The organism is Roseateles sp. (assembly GCF_039595295.1).
Taxonomy (GTDB): Bacteria; Pseudomonadota; Gammaproteobacteria; order Burkholderiales; family Burkholderiaceae_C; genus Roseateles.
Genome location: NZ_JBCNLU010000002.1, coordinates 196,448 through 210,971 on the forward strand (window position 1 = coordinate 196,448; position 14,524 = coordinate 210,971).

7 protein-coding genes are annotated in these 14,524 nt (G+C 70.3%); 6 read left to right on the top strand and 1 reads right to left on the bottom strand.

All coding sequences use genetic code 11. The features are described 5' to 3' along the window. Positions 1-177: 177 nt before the first annotated feature. From ABDW59_RS02900 to ABDW59_RS02925, 6 genes are all read left to right on the top strand, one after another. The gene (locus ABDW59_RS02900) at positions 178-1,977 is read left to right on the top strand and encodes a hybrid sensor histidine kinase/response regulator (RefSeq protein WP_343627919.1); all 1,800 of its coding nucleotides are present in this window, start codon (positions 178-180) and stop codon (positions 1,975-1,977) included. Then, positions 1,937-6,028 carry an alpha/beta fold hydrolase gene (locus ABDW59_RS02905; RefSeq protein WP_343627920.1) on the top strand — a complete coding sequence of 1,364 codons (4,092 nt, stop codon included), beginning with the start codon at positions 1,937-1,939 and terminating at the stop codon, positions 6,026-6,028. The genes ABDW59_RS02900 and ABDW59_RS02905 overlap by 41 nt, the downstream gene beginning before the upstream one ends. After that, positions 6,025-7,857: an alkaline phosphatase D family protein gene (locus tag ABDW59_RS02910; protein ID WP_343627922.1), complete on the top strand. Its 1,833-nt coding sequence runs from the start codon at positions 6,025-6,027 to the stop codon at positions 7,855-7,857. Before ABDW59_RS02905 ends, ABDW59_RS02910 begins: the two co-directional genes overlap by 4 nt. Then, on the top strand, positions 7,854-9,491 hold the full coding sequence (locus tag ABDW59_RS02915) for a CYTH domain-containing protein (RefSeq protein WP_343627923.1): 1,638 nt from the start codon (positions 7,854-7,856) through the stop codon (positions 9,489-9,491). Before ABDW59_RS02910 ends, ABDW59_RS02915 begins: the two co-directional genes overlap by 4 nt. Positions 9,492-9,626: 135 nt before the next feature. Continuing rightward, positions 9,627-10,178: a hypothetical protein gene (locus tag ABDW59_RS02920; protein ID WP_343627924.1), complete on the top strand. Its 552-nt coding sequence runs from the start codon at positions 9,627-9,629 to the stop codon at positions 10,176-10,178. Beyond that, entirely contained in the window at positions 10,175-10,717 is a 543-nt protein-coding gene (locus ABDW59_RS02925; RefSeq protein ID WP_343627926.1) for a hypothetical protein, read from the top strand. Before ABDW59_RS02920 ends, ABDW59_RS02925 begins: the two co-directional genes overlap by 4 nt. A gap of 140 nt (positions 10,718-10,857) precedes the next feature. On the opposite strand, the gene ABDW59_RS02930 is transcribed toward ABDW59_RS02925, so the two are convergent. Continuing rightward, positions 10,858-14,418, bottom strand: a complete 3,561-nt coding sequence (locus ABDW59_RS02930; protein WP_343627928.1) for an indolepyruvate ferredoxin oxidoreductase family protein — start codon at positions 14,416-14,418, stop codon at positions 10,858-10,860. Between the last annotated feature and the right edge of the window lie 106 nt (positions 14,419-14,524).

The window sequence follows — 14,524 nt, forward strand, 5'->3', positions numbered from 1 at the left end:
CCCCGTCTTTGGAGGGCGTTCACGCCCGGCGTGCCTACCGCCCGGGTGAGCCCGTGCCCCGAGCGGCACCGCTTGGGGTGATCGGGACCGGCGAGCTATATTGCCGGCCCAATACAAGGTTTACAAAAAGCATGCATTTCCACTCGTGGCAGCGGCCAGGGGCTGCCCCATCCGGTCATGGCGGGTGAACGCAGCGCCGGGCAGGCGAGCGTCGACCTCGAGCTGCTGCGCCTGATCGGCAAGCAGGGCCGGCGCGTGCCTTATCCGGTGGGCATCGCGGCCTTCGCGCTGGCGCTGATGGCGTCCAACGTGGTGTCGGGCTGGGTCGCCTTCGGCTGGCTGGCGCTGGCTTACCTCGTCCTGGCCGCGCGTTGGGCGGTGCTGGGCCGGCTCCCGGAGATGCATCAGCGCCCGCTCGACCAGCGCCTGAACTGGGCGGTGGTCCTGAGCCTGGTCAACGGCGTGACCTTCAGCCTGTCGCTGATCGTCGCCCCCCATTTCAGCGACTTCCAGCGCATGGTCCAGACCATCGTGCTGCTGGGCCTGTGCGCCGGCGCGGTGGCGACCACGGCCGGGCACCGGGTCGTGTTCCAGGTCTTCCTGTGGCCCGTGACCATCGCCAATGCGCTGGCCTGGGGGCTGTTCCACGACTCGGGCGACTACCGCTGGCTCGACGCGCTGCTGGCCGCGCTGATCGTGTTCTTCGGCGTGATCCTGACCGGCCTGGCACGCGACACCTACCGCGTCTTCGCCGAGTCCGTGCTGATCCGCCAGCAGCAGATCAAGAGCAACCAGCAGCTGCGCGCGGCGCTGTCGCAGGCGGAATCGGCCATGGCGGCCAAGACGCGCTTCCTCGCCTCGGCCAGCCACGACCTGCGCCAGCCCATGCACACGCTGTCGCTGTTCGGTGCCGCGCTGGACAAGCGCCCGATGGACGAGGAGGGCCGCGTCATCGTCACGCAGATGAATTTGGCGCTGCAGTCGCTGTCCTCGCAGATGGACGCGCTGCTGGACATCTCCAAGCTGGACGCCAACGTGGTGCCGGTGAACAACCAGGTCTTCGCGCTCCAGCCCTGGCTGGCGCGTCTGCAGCGCGAGTTCCAGCCGGTGGCCCTGCGCAAGCAGCTGCTCTTGCGGCTGGACTGCCCGCCCGAGGCCTGCGTCGAGAGCGACCCGGTGCTGCTGGAGCGGGTGGTGCGCAACCTGATCGACAACGCGATCAAGTACACGCAGCGCGGCGAGGTGGCCGTCGAGGTCAGCCGCGGCCAGGACGAGGACGTCTGGCGCCTGTCGGTGCGTGACACCGGCATGGGCATCCCCGAGCACGAACAGGCGCGCATCTTCGAGGAGTTCTATCAGGTCGGGAATCCCGAGCGCGATCGCGCCAAGGGCCTCGGCCTGGGACTGTCCATCGTGACGCGTCTGGTGGATCTGCTGGACCTGCACCTGGCGTTGCGCTCGGCGCCGGGCCACGGGTCCAGCTTCATGCTGAACGTGACCGCCGCCGACATGAGCCTGGTGCAGCCCGACACCGCGACGCGCCACGGCCCGTCGCTGCCGCCGGTGCGGGTGCTGGTGATCGACGACGAGGAGCCGGTGCGCGTGGCGATGCATGCGCTGCTGAGCGCGCACGGGTGCCAGGTGCTGGTGGCCGGCTCGACGCGCGAGGGCCTGCTCAAGAGCATGGGTCAGCAGCCCGATCTGCTGCTGACCGACTTCCGGCTGCGCGGGGGCGAGGACGGCATCAGCGCCGTGCGCTCGCTGCGCAGCGCCTTCCCGGGCCTGCCGGCGCTGCTCATCAGCGGCGACACGGCGCCCGAACGCCTGCGCGACGCGCATCAGGCGGGCCTGACCCTGCTGCACAAGCCGGTCACGGAGGAGCAACTGATCAACGCGATGCAGGCCGCCCTGGCCGAGCACCGCAGGGAGGGTTCCGATGTCACGTCCGTTCGAGGAGGCGCCGCCAGCCCGGCCTGATCGCGCCTCGTCCCCTGACTCCGCGCCGCCGGTCGACCCCGGCGGCGCGCGGCCTTTCGGCACGCGTTGGCTGTCCCGTCCGCTGGAGGACTGGATGGCCGAGCGCTTCGCCGCGCCCGCGCCGGGGCCGCAAGCCGTCGACGTCCTGATCGTCGGCAGCGGCTATGGCGGCGCGGCCGCCGCGCATGCGCTGGCCGGAAGGCTCGACGCCGAGGGCCGGACGCAACGCGTGGTCGTGCTGGAGCGCGGCCGCGAGTACCTGCCCGGCGCCTTCCCCGACCGCTTCGCCGAGCTCGCCGGCCATGTGCGGCTCGCCACCGCCGGTGGCGATGCGCCCTCGGGCCGGCGCGAAGGGCTCTTCGACCTGCGCGTCGGGCCCGATGTCTGCGTCGCGCTGGGCAACGGCCTGGGCGGCGGATCGCTGATCAACGCCGGCGTGATGGAGCGTCCCGATCCCGCGGTGTTCCGCGAGCCCGGCTGGCCGCAGGCCTTCCTGAACGAGGACCTCACGCCCTGGTTCGAGCGCGCCGAGCGCCAGCTGGGCGTGCGCGACGAGGCGGGCGACAACACCATCGAGCGGCTGCGCGGCCACAAGCCGCGGCGGCTGGAGGCGCTGCGCGGGCTCGAGGCCTCGCGCACGCGCCCGGTGCGCATCCAGGTCGCCTTCGACGAGCAGCCGCGCGGCGCGGCGGCGTGGCCGCACAAGACCTGCGCTGCCTGCGGCGACTGCGCGACCGGCTGCAACCACGAGGCCAAGCAATCACTGGACACCAGCCTGCTGCTGCAGGCCTGGCGGCAGGGCGCGGAGCTGGTCTGCGGCGCGAGCGTGGAAAGCCTGGAGCTGCTGCCCGGTGCCGGTTGGCGCGTGCAGGTGCAGCACACCGACGAGCTGCTGCGCCACCGGCAGGGCGAGGCCTTCGAGGTCGTCGCGCGGCGCGTGATCCTGGCCGCGGGCAGCCTGGGCTCGACCGAGATCCTGATGCGCTCGCGCGCGCGCGGGCTGAGGCTGTCGCGGATGCTGGGCCAGGGCTTCTCCGCCAACGGCGACGTCATCACCGTCGGCCACGAGCTGCCCAAGGCGGTGCACGCCGTCGCCGACGAGCGCCAGGCGCCTGGCGCTCGGCAGGTCGGACCGACCATCACCGCGATGCTCTCGGCCGGCGGCGATCATGTCGTGCAGGACCTGGCGATCCCCGGCGCGCTGCGGCCGCTGTTCGAGGAGAGCTTCGCGCTGGCCGGCACGTTGGACGCGCTGAGCCGCGCCAACGCCGGCCCGCACGAGGAGCGCGAGGACTTCGAGGATCCCTTCGCCGTGCGGCCCTCGGTGACCGACCGCTATCTGCCGATGGCCGTCATCGGTCGCGACAGCGGCACCGGGCGCCTGACGCTGAAGGACGGTTGCCAGGAGCCCGGCAGCCTGCAGGTCGAGTGGCCCGGACTGCGCAATGAGCCCGCGGTCGCGCGCCGGCATGAGCTGCTGGAACGCCGTCTTCGCCCGCTGGGCGCGCGGCTGCTGCGCAACCCGATGTGGCAGCTGCTGCCGCAGGAGATGGCTTTCCTGATGTCCGGCGCGCGGGGGCCGATGATCAGCGTGCATCCGCTGGGCGGCTGCTCGATGGGTGACATCGGCGCGGACGGCGTGGTCGATGCGATCGGACGGGTCTTCGCGGGCGAGGGCGACGCGGTGCACGAAGGCCTGGTGGTGCTGGACGGCGCCATCGTGCCGACCTCGTTGGGCATCAACCCGGCGCTGACGATCAGCGCGCTCGCGCAGCGCGCGCTGGATAGCCTGATCCCGCTCTGGGGCCTGGACGGCGCCGAGCGCGCGCCGACGCGCGTCGAACGCGTGCGTCCCCGATTCGGCGAGGTCGCACGCGACCAGGCGCCGGCCGATCAACCGACCGAGATCGAAGTGCGCGAGCGCCTGGGCGGCTTCGTGCACTGGCCCGGCGCGGAGGGTTCGCCGCTGAAGTACCTGGAGCTGTGCTTCGTCTATCAGCCCAAGGCGGTGACCGAGCTGCTGCGGCCCGGCCCGGCGCGCAAGCTGGTCGCGGCGCCGGGCAGCATGCTGCGCGTCTTCGAGGCGCGCGAGACCCGGCCCGGCCGCTTCGAGATCGTCGGCCCGCGTGCCGGCGACGGCCGCCTGTGGCCGCACCTGGAGCGCGGCGACGACAACGCGCTCTTCACCGTGCCCATCGCATCGGGCGAGCTGGCGATCTTCCAGCGCGAGGCCTCCAGTTCCCTTCGCCGACACGCGCGCGGACTGTGGGCCTGGCTCATGAATCGCGGGGTGCGCGACAGCTGGCAGGGCGTCGTCGATTGGGCGGCGGGACGCAGCGCGCCCAAGGCGCCGGGCGATCCGTCGTCGGGCCTGGGGGCGCGCATCGTCAACGCCTGGCACCTGTCGGGTCACGCGGGCGAGGCGCGGCTGATGCGCTACAGCGTCCGCCTCGACGAGGGCGCCGAGCTCCCGCCCTGGGCCGTCGGTCTGCGGCGGCAGACGCTGAGCGGCCACAAGCGGATCAGCTACACCCGGCGCGGGAATCCGTGGTCGCAGCTCAGCCGCATGACGCTGGCGCCGGTCGCGGGTCTGGCGCCGCCGCCGGGCGCGAAGGAGATCCGGCTTGAGCTGGACCTGCATCACCTCGCGCGCGAGCGCATGCCGCTGCTGCGCATCCGCAAGGCCCGGGACATTCCGTCCGGCGTGCGCGATGTCGGCGCGCTGATGGCCTACGTCGCACGCATGACGATCGGCCTGCATGTCTGGACCTTCCGCAAGCCCGACACGCCGCCGCCGCGCCGCATCGACCGCCTGCCCGGCAGCGTGCCGGGCCTGCCGGAGCCGACCATCCTGGAGATGGCCACGGGCCGCTGGGGCGATGCCGGCGCGCAGCGGCAAGACCTGGATCGCCGCCCCCGCGAGGACGACGACCGGCCGGTGATCGTGCGCCTGACCCGCTACGCGCGTTCGGGCGGCACGCCGGTGCTGTTCATTCACGGCTACAGCGCCAGCGGCACGACCTTCGCGCACCACTCGGTGCAGCCGGGGCCGGCCAAGCTGCTCTGGGACCAGGGCTACGACGTCTGGATCGTGGACATGCGCACCAGCGCCGGGTTGCCGACCGCCAAGCTGCCCTGGACCTTCGAGGAGGCCGCCTTCAACGACATTCCGCTGGCCGTCGACCGCGTGCTGCGCGAGACCGGCCGCGAGCGGCTGCATGTCTTCGCGCACTGCATGGGCTCGGTGATGCTGCACATGGCCTTGCTGGAACCGCGCGAGCAGTCCTGGGAGCGCTTCTACCCGCTGCGTCGCGGGCTGATGGGGAAGATCTCCAAGCTGGTGATCTCGCAGGTGACGCCGCTGATGGTGATGTCGCCGACCAACAGCCTGCGCGGCGTGCTGATGCAGTACCTGCGACCCTATCTGCCCTTGCAGGACTTCGCGTTCCGGCCCGAGGGCATGCCGACCTTGCTCGACCAGCTGATGGATCGGCTGCTGGCCAGCCTGCCGTATCCCGAGGCGGAGTTCGACATCGAGAATCCGCCGCCCTGGCCGATCTGGAAGATGAAGCGCACGCCGTGGACCGCGACGCGGCATCGCATGGACCTGCTCTACGGGCGGGACTTCGCGATCACCAACGTCGACCAGCCGGTCTTCGATTTCATCGACGACCACTTCGGTCCGCTGAACATGGACACGGTGGCGCAGGCGGTGCACTTCGCGCGCTGCCACGAGATCACCGACTGGCAGGGCGCGAGCGTTTATCTGGACAGCCTGGCCAAGAGCCTGGCGCTGCTGAAGTCCTTCCCGGTGCTGTCGCTGCACGGCGAGGAGAACGGCCTGTGCAGCGCCGACAGCGCCGAGCTGCTCGCCGACCATTACGCGCAGGCCGCCAAGGGCCGCTATCACTATCGCGTGATCGCCGGCCACGGCCATCAGGATTGTCTGATTGGCCGCGACATCGAGAGCAAGGTGTTCCCTTACGTGCTGGACTTCCTGGCCGACGGGCACGATGAACGCCGCGGCGCGCGGCAAGGAGAGGCCGCATGACCACGATCACCGCGCCGATGGTGGCCACGACGCTGCGGGCGCTGGCGTCACCGATGCCGCCGCCGGCGGATCAGGAGTTGCTGCTTTGCGCCGAGGCGCCTCGACATCGCGTCGAGCATGCGCCGCCGCAGGGCGATCGCGTGCCGCTGCTGAGCGCGCTGCGACCCGAGCTCGGTTGGCCGCATTGGCTGCTGCGCGTGCCGATGCGGTGGCTGGGCGAGTCGCGCTATGAGCGCCTGCAGGGGCTGGACTGGCAGGTCGAACCCTTCGTGCCGCCGTCGGTGGGGCAGCCGGGCGAACCCTGGCGGTTCTCGCTCGATGTGGCGCAGTTCCCGCCGCGTGCGGCCCGTGTTCCGCGCGTCGACACAAGCGTCGAATCCGCCACCGACGTCGGCGGCGTTGCGAGCGGCGAGGTGGAGAACGACGCAGGGGGTGAGGTCGACATCGAGATGAACGGCCTGCTGCTGCTCGGTCTCTACCTGGAGCCGCGCGCGGTGGTGATGGAAGGCGAGCGGCACGGCGTGATGCATGAGCTCTCCGCGGCCGAGTTGAATCAGCAGGTGGCGTGGGCGTTGGACGAGCTGTTCGAGTTGCCGCCGCATCGCTGGGCGCATGGCTTCGTGCCGTCGCCGGGCGAGGTCGACGCGCAGGCCGCGGCGATAAGCGAAGTGAAGGGCGAGTCGGCCGGCGAGTCCGACGGCGTCTGCTTCGTCGTCGCCGCCTGCCAGTACCCGCCAGGCATCCTGGACGTGAGCCCCGGCTGCGAGCTGGATCCGACGCAGGCCGGGCCGGCGCTGGCGGCGTTGGCGCGCCTGCATCGCTTCGCGCGCTCGACGGCGCTCGGGCGGCGCTGTTCGCTGGTGCTGTTCGCGGGCGATCAGATCTATGCGGACGCGAGCGGCGGGCTGGCGGACTCGCGCAGCGGTGTCGAGCGCTATGCCCGCAGCTACAACGAGTTCAAGGCCGGACCGGCGCGACTGCTGCCGCAGACGGTGGCACGCGTGGTGCACGGCATCGACGATCACGAGATCGTCGACAACTGGGAGCCGGGCGCGAGCGACGACCTCGGGCCCTGGTTCAGCGTGGCGCGGCAGGCGGCCTGGGATCACCGCTGGGAGGCGGGGGCGCGGGCCGGCGGACCGGAGGCCTTGTGGCACGACTTCGAGTGGCGCGGGGCCTCGTTCTTCATCGCGGATGCGCGCTGCGAGCGCGAGGCGCGACGCGTCGCCAACTGGTCGACGGCGCGCATGTGGACGGCGGTGCAGCGCGATGCCTTCGTCGCCTGGCTGGCGCGCAGCGCGGGTCGGCCGCGCTTCATGATGAGCGGTTCGCTGCCGCTGCCGCGACGCCGCGCGACGGCGGAGCATCCGGCCAGCAGCCTGCGTTCGGATGCCTGGGACGGCTATCCGCACAGCCTGCACGAACTGCTCGGCGAAGTCTGGCGCGCGCGGGCCTCGGGGCTGGTGTTCCTCTCGGGGGACGAACATCGCTCGGGTTGGGTGAGCGCGCAGATCTCGGCGGTCGACGGCGGGTCTGATGGCGAAGCCGGCGGCGATCCGGTGCGGATTCACTCGGTGCACAGCTCGGCGCTGTACGCGCCGTGGCCGTTCGCGATCACGGCGAAGGAAGAGTTCGCGGCGCCGGAGGCCTTCGAGTTCGACGGCCCGGACGGGCGGCGGCTGCGCTGCGTGGTGAGCGCCTGGGACGACCATCCGGGCGATGGCTTCGCCGTGCTGCGCGTGCGAGCCGGTGCGGTGGAGTTGTGGTTCGATCGGGCAGGGGATCCGGTAGGGGATGGCGCCGACCCCCATGCGACACTCCTCCGATGAATGAAATCGAGCTCCGCTTCCAGATCCCCGAGTCGCAATGGCCTGCCGTGCGGCGCTGGGTTGCTGGGGATGCCCGCTCCGCCACGGCGCAGGAGCGGCTGCAGGCCTCCTACTTCGACACCGTCGATCGCGACCTCGCGCAGGCGGGCTTCGCGCTGCGCCTGCGCCGCGAGGGCGAGGTCTGGGTGCAGACGCTCAAGGGCGCCGCGCCCGACGGGATGACCCGGCTCGAACACAACGTGCCCCTCGGCGCGGACGAGCCCGCGCTCGACGTCTCGCGTCACGCCGACCATCCCGCCGGACAGGCGCTGCAGCAGTTGCTCGCCGAGCTGCCCGAAAACGCCTTGCAGCCGCTGTTCCGCACCGACATCCAGCGCCTCACGCGCTCGGTGCGCACGCAGTTCGGCACGGTCGAGCTCGCGCTGGATCACGGCGCCCTGCTCGCCGGCGAGGGCGACTCGCTGCGCTCCACGCCGGTGTCCGAGCTCGAGATCGAGCTCAAGAGCGGCCAGGCCCGCGCGGTGCTCGAAGTCGCGCGGCAGTGGGCGGTGGAGAAATTCGGCCTCACGCTGGAGCTGCGCACCAAGGCGCTGCGCGGCGATCTGCTCGCCCGCAACCTCGATTGCGCGCGGGTGTCCGCGTCGTCCCCCATCCACTGGTCCGGCGACATGAGCCGCGACGACGCGCTGTATGTGCTGCTGGGTGCGTCGCTCGAACCCATCGTCGGCAACGCCTCTCAGATCGTGAGCGGGCGGCATCAGCCGGAGCATCTGCATCAGCTGCGGGTCGCGCTGCGCCGCCTGCGCGCCGGCCTGCGCCTGTTGATCGAGGACGGCGACGCGGGCCTGCAGGCGCTCGCCGATGGCGCGGGATCGCTGTCGCAGGTGCTGACCGCCGCGCGTGATGCGGACGCGCAGGCCGAAGCGTCCTGGCGCGTGGGGATGCTCGCGGCCTGGCAGGCGGAGCGTCCTTCCGCCTCGACCGAGTCGGAGCCGACTCGTCCGGTCGACGTCGCCGCGCTGCTGCGCGACAAGGACGTGCAGGGATGGATGCTCGCCATCATCGGCTGGCTGGCGCGTCCCGCCCCGGAGCAGCAGGAGGAACTCTCGGGCGTCCACGCGCGCATTGACGAATGGCGCGCCGCGGCCGACCAGCAGATCAAGCGCTTCGGCCGGCTGGACAGCGAGGGCCGCCATCATCTGCGGCGCCGCCTGCGCAAGATCCGCCTCGCGCTGGAGCTCGCGATCGCGCTGCCCGGCGGCGGTGCTGGGGCGCGTCTGTCGAAGAAGGAACTCGAAGGCCGCGGTCGACTGCTGGCGCAGGTGCATGAGGCCCAGCAGAAGCTGGGCGCGCTGAACGATCTGGAGGTGGGCCTTGCGCAGGCGCGCGAGCAGCTCGCGATGGCGATGGCGCGCGGCGACGTGCCGGCCGCCGCGCAGGCGGGCTTCTCGCTCGGCTATCTGCGGCCGCGTCAGGCGCAGGCGCTCGACAAGGCGGCCAAGGCCGTCGCCCGCATCAAGCCGGTCAAGGCCGCCAAGAAGACCGCAGACAAGGCCGCAGACAAGGCCGCAGACAAGGCCGCAGACAAGGCCGCAGACAAGGCGGAACCCAAGTCGGGCGACAAGAAGCGCTGATCGCGCGCGGCGCTCGCCTCACCGCGGTGCGGAGAGGCGCTGCGAACCGGATCCACGGTCCCTGATCACCACTCACGAACGCGCCGGGCCTCGTCACGAGGCCCGGTCCATGTCAACGCGTTCATCAGAGGCCTCATGGATCACGACCCTTCCCCGCTTCATCCGCTCCCCGCTGAAACCGCGTCCGCATCGACGGCATCGGACGACGCCCATTCACCCCTGCCGCCGCGGCCCGATGCGGATCGCATCGCGATGCTGCTCTCGCATGCAACCTCCGCCATGGAGCTGCGCGCCGCGCAGGAGCTCGCTGCTCGCAAGCTGTTGAACAACGCTGGCGAGCGCTATCCCGCCGACGGCTGCGCCATCACGCTGTCCGTGCTGATGCAAGGAGCGGGCTTCGACATGCCGGACCTGTACTGGGCCATCGAGGTGGCGCCGTACCTGGTCGGCCGCGGATGGATCGAGGTGCCCGTGGGCTCGCAGCGGGGCGGCGATGTCGGCAGCACCTGCCGCGAGTCGCCGCATCACGGCGAGGACCACGTCTACCTCGTGATCCGCGCGGTCAACGAGGACGAGATGGTTGTCGTCGACAACCAGGCCGCCCACCCGCACTTCCGCTGGGCCAGCGGCCAGGGCGGCAAGACGCCGACGACCCGCTTCTATCGCGCGCCGGCGGTGGGCGCATGATTCGCGACACCGCCTATCTGGTGCCCGGTGCGGCGAGCGCCGCTGCCGACGCCACGGTCGCCTCGGGCGCGGACGACGCCGGGGCCATCCGTGGTTTGCTCTTCCGGATCCGCCATGAGCCCCGCTGGCGACTCGATGTTTGGAAGGAGGCGAGCCGGCTGCAGGAGCTTCACGATCCGGACCAGGATCCTTATCCGAAGAACGGGTGTGCGAGCACGCTATCGGTTCTCCTCAAACGATGCGGCATCGACGTCGGCAACGAGGTGTATGCGCTGCGCCTCGTTCGTCAGCTGCTGGAGCGTGGTTGGGAGCGGGTCCCGGTCGGGCAACAACGCGCGGGGGACGTCGGAACGACTTGTGGAGATGAACGTCAGCCCGGCATCGATCACGTCTATTTCGTGCTCGACGTCGATCCTCTTGGCGGCATGACCGTGGTCGACAACCAGGATGGCCTTCGGCCCCACTGGCGCCCGACCGAGGCGCAAGAGAGCTTCAGTCCAACGACGACTTTTCTTCGGGCGCCGACGGCCAGCCGCTGAGTTCGCCGCCGCCCACGCCCGGAGGGCGGAACCGCTCGCCCATTGGCGCCTTGACCCCATGAGAATCGGCCCGCCCGGAGTTCCGGAACGGGCCGTGCGCGGGCCGCGAAGTCGGCGACTCGCCGTGCGGCGTACGCGGCTTACGCCGCTTCAGCCCAGCGCTTGCTCAGCTGGTCCCACTTCAGGCGGGCCGCCTTCACATTTCGCTCCTTCACGTGGCCGTAGCCGCGGATCTCCTCGGGGATGCGCGCCAGATCGACGGCCACCGGCAGGCGATCAGCGCTCAAGCCCTTGGCCAGCACCGCTTCGATGGTCGCGCGGTAGTCGACGATGAGCTGGCGCTCCATCTTGCGTTCCTCGGTCCGGCCGAAGGGGTCGAAGGCCGTGCCGCGCAGGCCCTTCATCTTGGCCAGCAGACCCATCGCCGGACGGATCCAGGCGCCAAAGGGCCGCTTCTGCGCCTCGCCCTTGTCGTTGGTCTTGGCCAGCATCGGCGGGGCCAGGTGATGCACGACCTTGAAGTCGCCCTCGAACTGGGCCTTGATGCCGTCCAGGAACTTCGGATCGGTGTGCAGGCGTGCGACCTCGTACTCGTCCTTGTAGGCCATCAGCTTGAACAGATAGCGCGCGACCGCCTCGGTCAGGCGCGTGCTGTTCAGCGAGGCTTCCGAGGCGCGGACCTTCTCGACAAACGAGCGGTACTGCTCGGCGTAGGCGGCGTTCTGGTAGCCGGTGAGGAAGTCCACCCGCTTGGCGATCAGCTCGTCCACGCCCTGGCGCTTGACGAAGTTGATCACCTGCTGAGCCGCGAACAGCGACTTCACCGCCGCCAGGTCATGCGCGCAACGACGACCCCATTCGAAGGCGGCCTTGTTGTTGTCCACCTGCACGCCGTTGAGCTCGATGGCGCGCATCAGCGCGGCGTGGCTCAGCGGGACGCGGCCCTTCTGCCAGGCGAAGCCCAGCATCAGCGGGTTGGTGTACAGCGAGTCGCCCACCAGCTTCACCGCGACTTCTTCCGCATCGAACATGCCCACGTGGTCGGTGCCGACGGCCTTGGCGATCGCGGCCTCGCAGGCGTGGCCCGGGAAGGACCAGTCGGCGTTGTTGACCAGGGTCGCTGTGGGGGAGCCATGCGTGTTCAGCGCGACATAGCTGCGGCCCTCGCGCATCACGGCCAGCGTCGTCTTGTTGGCGGCGACGATGGAATCGCAAGCGATGACCAGATCCGCCTCGGCGGTGCCGACCTTGGTGCAGTAGATCGCGTCGGGGCTGTTGGCGATCTGGATGTGGCTCCAGGTCGCGCCGCCCTTCTGCGCCAGGCCTGCGGCGTCCTGCGTGATGATCCCCTTGCCCTCCAGGTGCGCGGCCATGCCCAGCAGCTGGCCGATGGTGATCACGCCGGTGCCGCCCACGCCCGCCACCACGATGCCCCAGGCGTCGATCGCGTTGGGGATGGACGGCTGCGGGATCGCGGGGAGCGAGGCGTCGAAGGGGCTGACACGCTTGTCCTTCTTGGGCTTGCGCAGCTCGCCGCCCTCGATGGTGACGAAGCTCGGGCAGAAGCCCTTCACGCAGCTGAAGTCCTTGTTGCAGGTGTTCTGGTTGATCTGGCGCTTGCGGCCGAAGTCGGTCTCCAGCGGTTCGACCGACAGGCAGTTGGACTGCACCGAGCAGTCGCCGCAGCCTTCGCAGACCAGCTCGTTGATGACGGTGCGCTTGGCCGGATCGACCATCTTGCCGCGCTTGCGGCGGCGGCGCTTCTCGGTCGCGCAGGTCTGGTCGTAGATGATGACCGTGGTGCCGGCAATCTCGCGGAACTGGCGCTGCAGCGCGTCCAGCTCGTCGCGGTGATGCACGGTGACGCCGGCCGCCAGCGGCTTGCCGTCGTACTTCTCGGGCTCGTCGGTGACGATGATCAGCTTGGCCACGCCTTCGCTGATCAGGCTGTTCATGATCTGCGTGACGCTGTGGCCCTCGGGGCGCTCGCCGACCTGCTGACCGCCGGTCATCGCGACCGCGTCGTTGTAGAGCACTTTGTAGGTGATGTTGACGCCCGAGGCGATGGACTGGCGGATCGCGAGGATGCCGCTGTGGAAGTAGGTGCCGTCGCCGAGGTTGCTGAAGATGTGCTGCTCGGTGGTGAACGGGGCCTGACCGACCCAGGGCACGCCCTCGCCGCCCATCTGCGTGAAGGTGGCCGTGTTGCGGCCCGGCATCCAGGTCACCATGTAATGGCAGCCGATGCCGCCCACCGCGCGCGAGCCGTCAGGCACGCGGGTGCTGGTGTTGTGCGGGCAGCCGGAGCAGAACCACGGCGTGCGGTCCGCGCCGCCGGCGGTCTTCTCTTCCGACTTGAGCGACTGCTCCTTGGCGTCGATCAGCGCCACGCGCGCTTCCAGCCGCGCCGCGGTGTCCGCGTCCACGCCCAGCTTCCTGAGCCGCTTGGCGATGGCGCGGGCGATGATGGCCGGCGTCAGGTCGGCCTGCGGGCGCAGCAGCCAGTTGGTGCTGGGATTCGGGCGCGACCATTCGCCGCCGCTCTGGTCGCCTTCGGTCTCGTCGAACTTGCCCAGCACGTTGGGACGCACGTCGGGACGCCAGTTGTACAGCTCTTCCTTGAGCTGGTACTCGATCATCTGGCGCTTCTCCTCGATGACGAGGATCTCCTGCAGGCCCTGGGCGAAGTCGCGGGTGATGGTCGCTTCCAGCGGCCACACCACGTTGACCTTGTGCAGCCGGATACCCAGGCGGCGGCAGGCGTCGTCGTCCAGTCCCAGGTCGTGCAGCGCCTGGCGCGTGTCGTTCCAGGCCTTGCCGGAGGCGATCAGGCCGATGCGGTCGTTCGGCGTGGAGATGACGTTGTGGTTCAGCTTGTTGGCGCGGACGTAGGCCAGCGCGGCGTACCACTTGAAGTCCATCATCCGGGCTTCCTGATCCAGCGGCGGATCGGGCCAGCGGATGTGCAGGCCGCCCGGGGGCATCTCGAAGTCCTCGGGCATGAGGATCTGGACGCGGTCCGGGTCGACGCTGACGCTGCTCGAGGACTCGACGATCTCCTGGATGGTCTTCATGCCGGACCACAGGCCGGAGAAGCGGCTCATCGCGAAGGCGTGCAGGCCCATGTCCAGGATCTCCTGGACGCTGCTGGGGAAGAAGACCGGGAAGCCGACCGCCTTGAAGACGTGGTCGCTCTGGTGCGCGGCGGTGGAGCTCTTGGCGATGTGGTCGTCGGCCGCGATGGCGATGACGCCGCCGTGCTTGGACGTGCCGGCCATGTTGGCGTGCTTGAACACGTCGATGGAACGGTCCACGCCCGGTCCCTTGCCGTACCACATGCCAAAGACGCCGTCGAACTTGTTCTTCTCCGGGAACAGGTCCAGTTGCTGCGTACCCCAGACGGCGGTGGCGCCGAGTTCCTCGTTCACGCCGGGCTGGAAGACGATGTTCTGCTTGGCCAGGTGCTTCTTGGCGGCCATCAGCGCCTGGTCGTAGCCGCCCAGCGGGGAGCCGCGGTAGCCGGAGATGAAGCCCGCCGTGTTGAGCCCGGCGATGGCGTCGCGGGTGCGCTGCAGCATGGGCAGGCGGACCAGCGCCTGGACGCCGCTCATGAAGGCGCGGCCTTCGTCGAGGGCGTACTTGTCGTCCAGCGTGACCTTCTCTAGCGCACGCAGGATGTGTTCGGGCAGGGGGGCGTTCATGCGGGGAGTCTCCAGATGGGTGGCTGACCTCGGTCCCCGCTTGTGACGGGGCCGTGTGCCTTTGCTGCCGACGCGTCGAGTATGGCGCCGTGAGTCCAGTGTAGGA

What these genes read in the sequence shown, in the direction of transcription:
- ABDW59_RS02900 (WP_343627919.1), top strand. Translation starts at nt 178, where the DNA reads ATGGCGGGTGAACGCAGCGCCGGGCAGGCGAGCGTCGACCTCGAGCTG.
- ABDW59_RS02905 (WP_343627920.1), top strand. Translation starts at nt 1,937, where the DNA reads ATGTCACGTCCGTTCGAGGAGGCGCCGCCAGCCCGGCCTGATCGCGCC.
- ABDW59_RS02910 (WP_343627922.1), top strand. Translation starts at nt 6,025, where the DNA reads ATGACCACGATCACCGCGCCGATGGTGGCCACGACGCTGCGGGCGCTG.
- ABDW59_RS02915 (WP_343627923.1), top strand. Translation starts at nt 7,854, where the DNA reads ATGAATGAAATCGAGCTCCGCTTCCAGATCCCCGAGTCGCAATGGCCT.
- ABDW59_RS02920 (WP_343627924.1), top strand. Translation starts at nt 9,627, where the DNA reads ATGGATCACGACCCTTCCCCGCTTCATCCGCTCCCCGCTGAAACCGCG.
- ABDW59_RS02925 (WP_343627926.1), top strand. Translation starts at nt 10,175, where the DNA reads ATGATTCGCGACACCGCCTATCTGGTGCCCGGTGCGGCGAGCGCCGCT.
- ABDW59_RS02930 (WP_343627928.1), bottom strand. Translation starts at nt 14,418, where the DNA reads ATGAACGCCCCCCTGCCCGAACACATCCTGCGTGCGCTAGAGAAGGTC.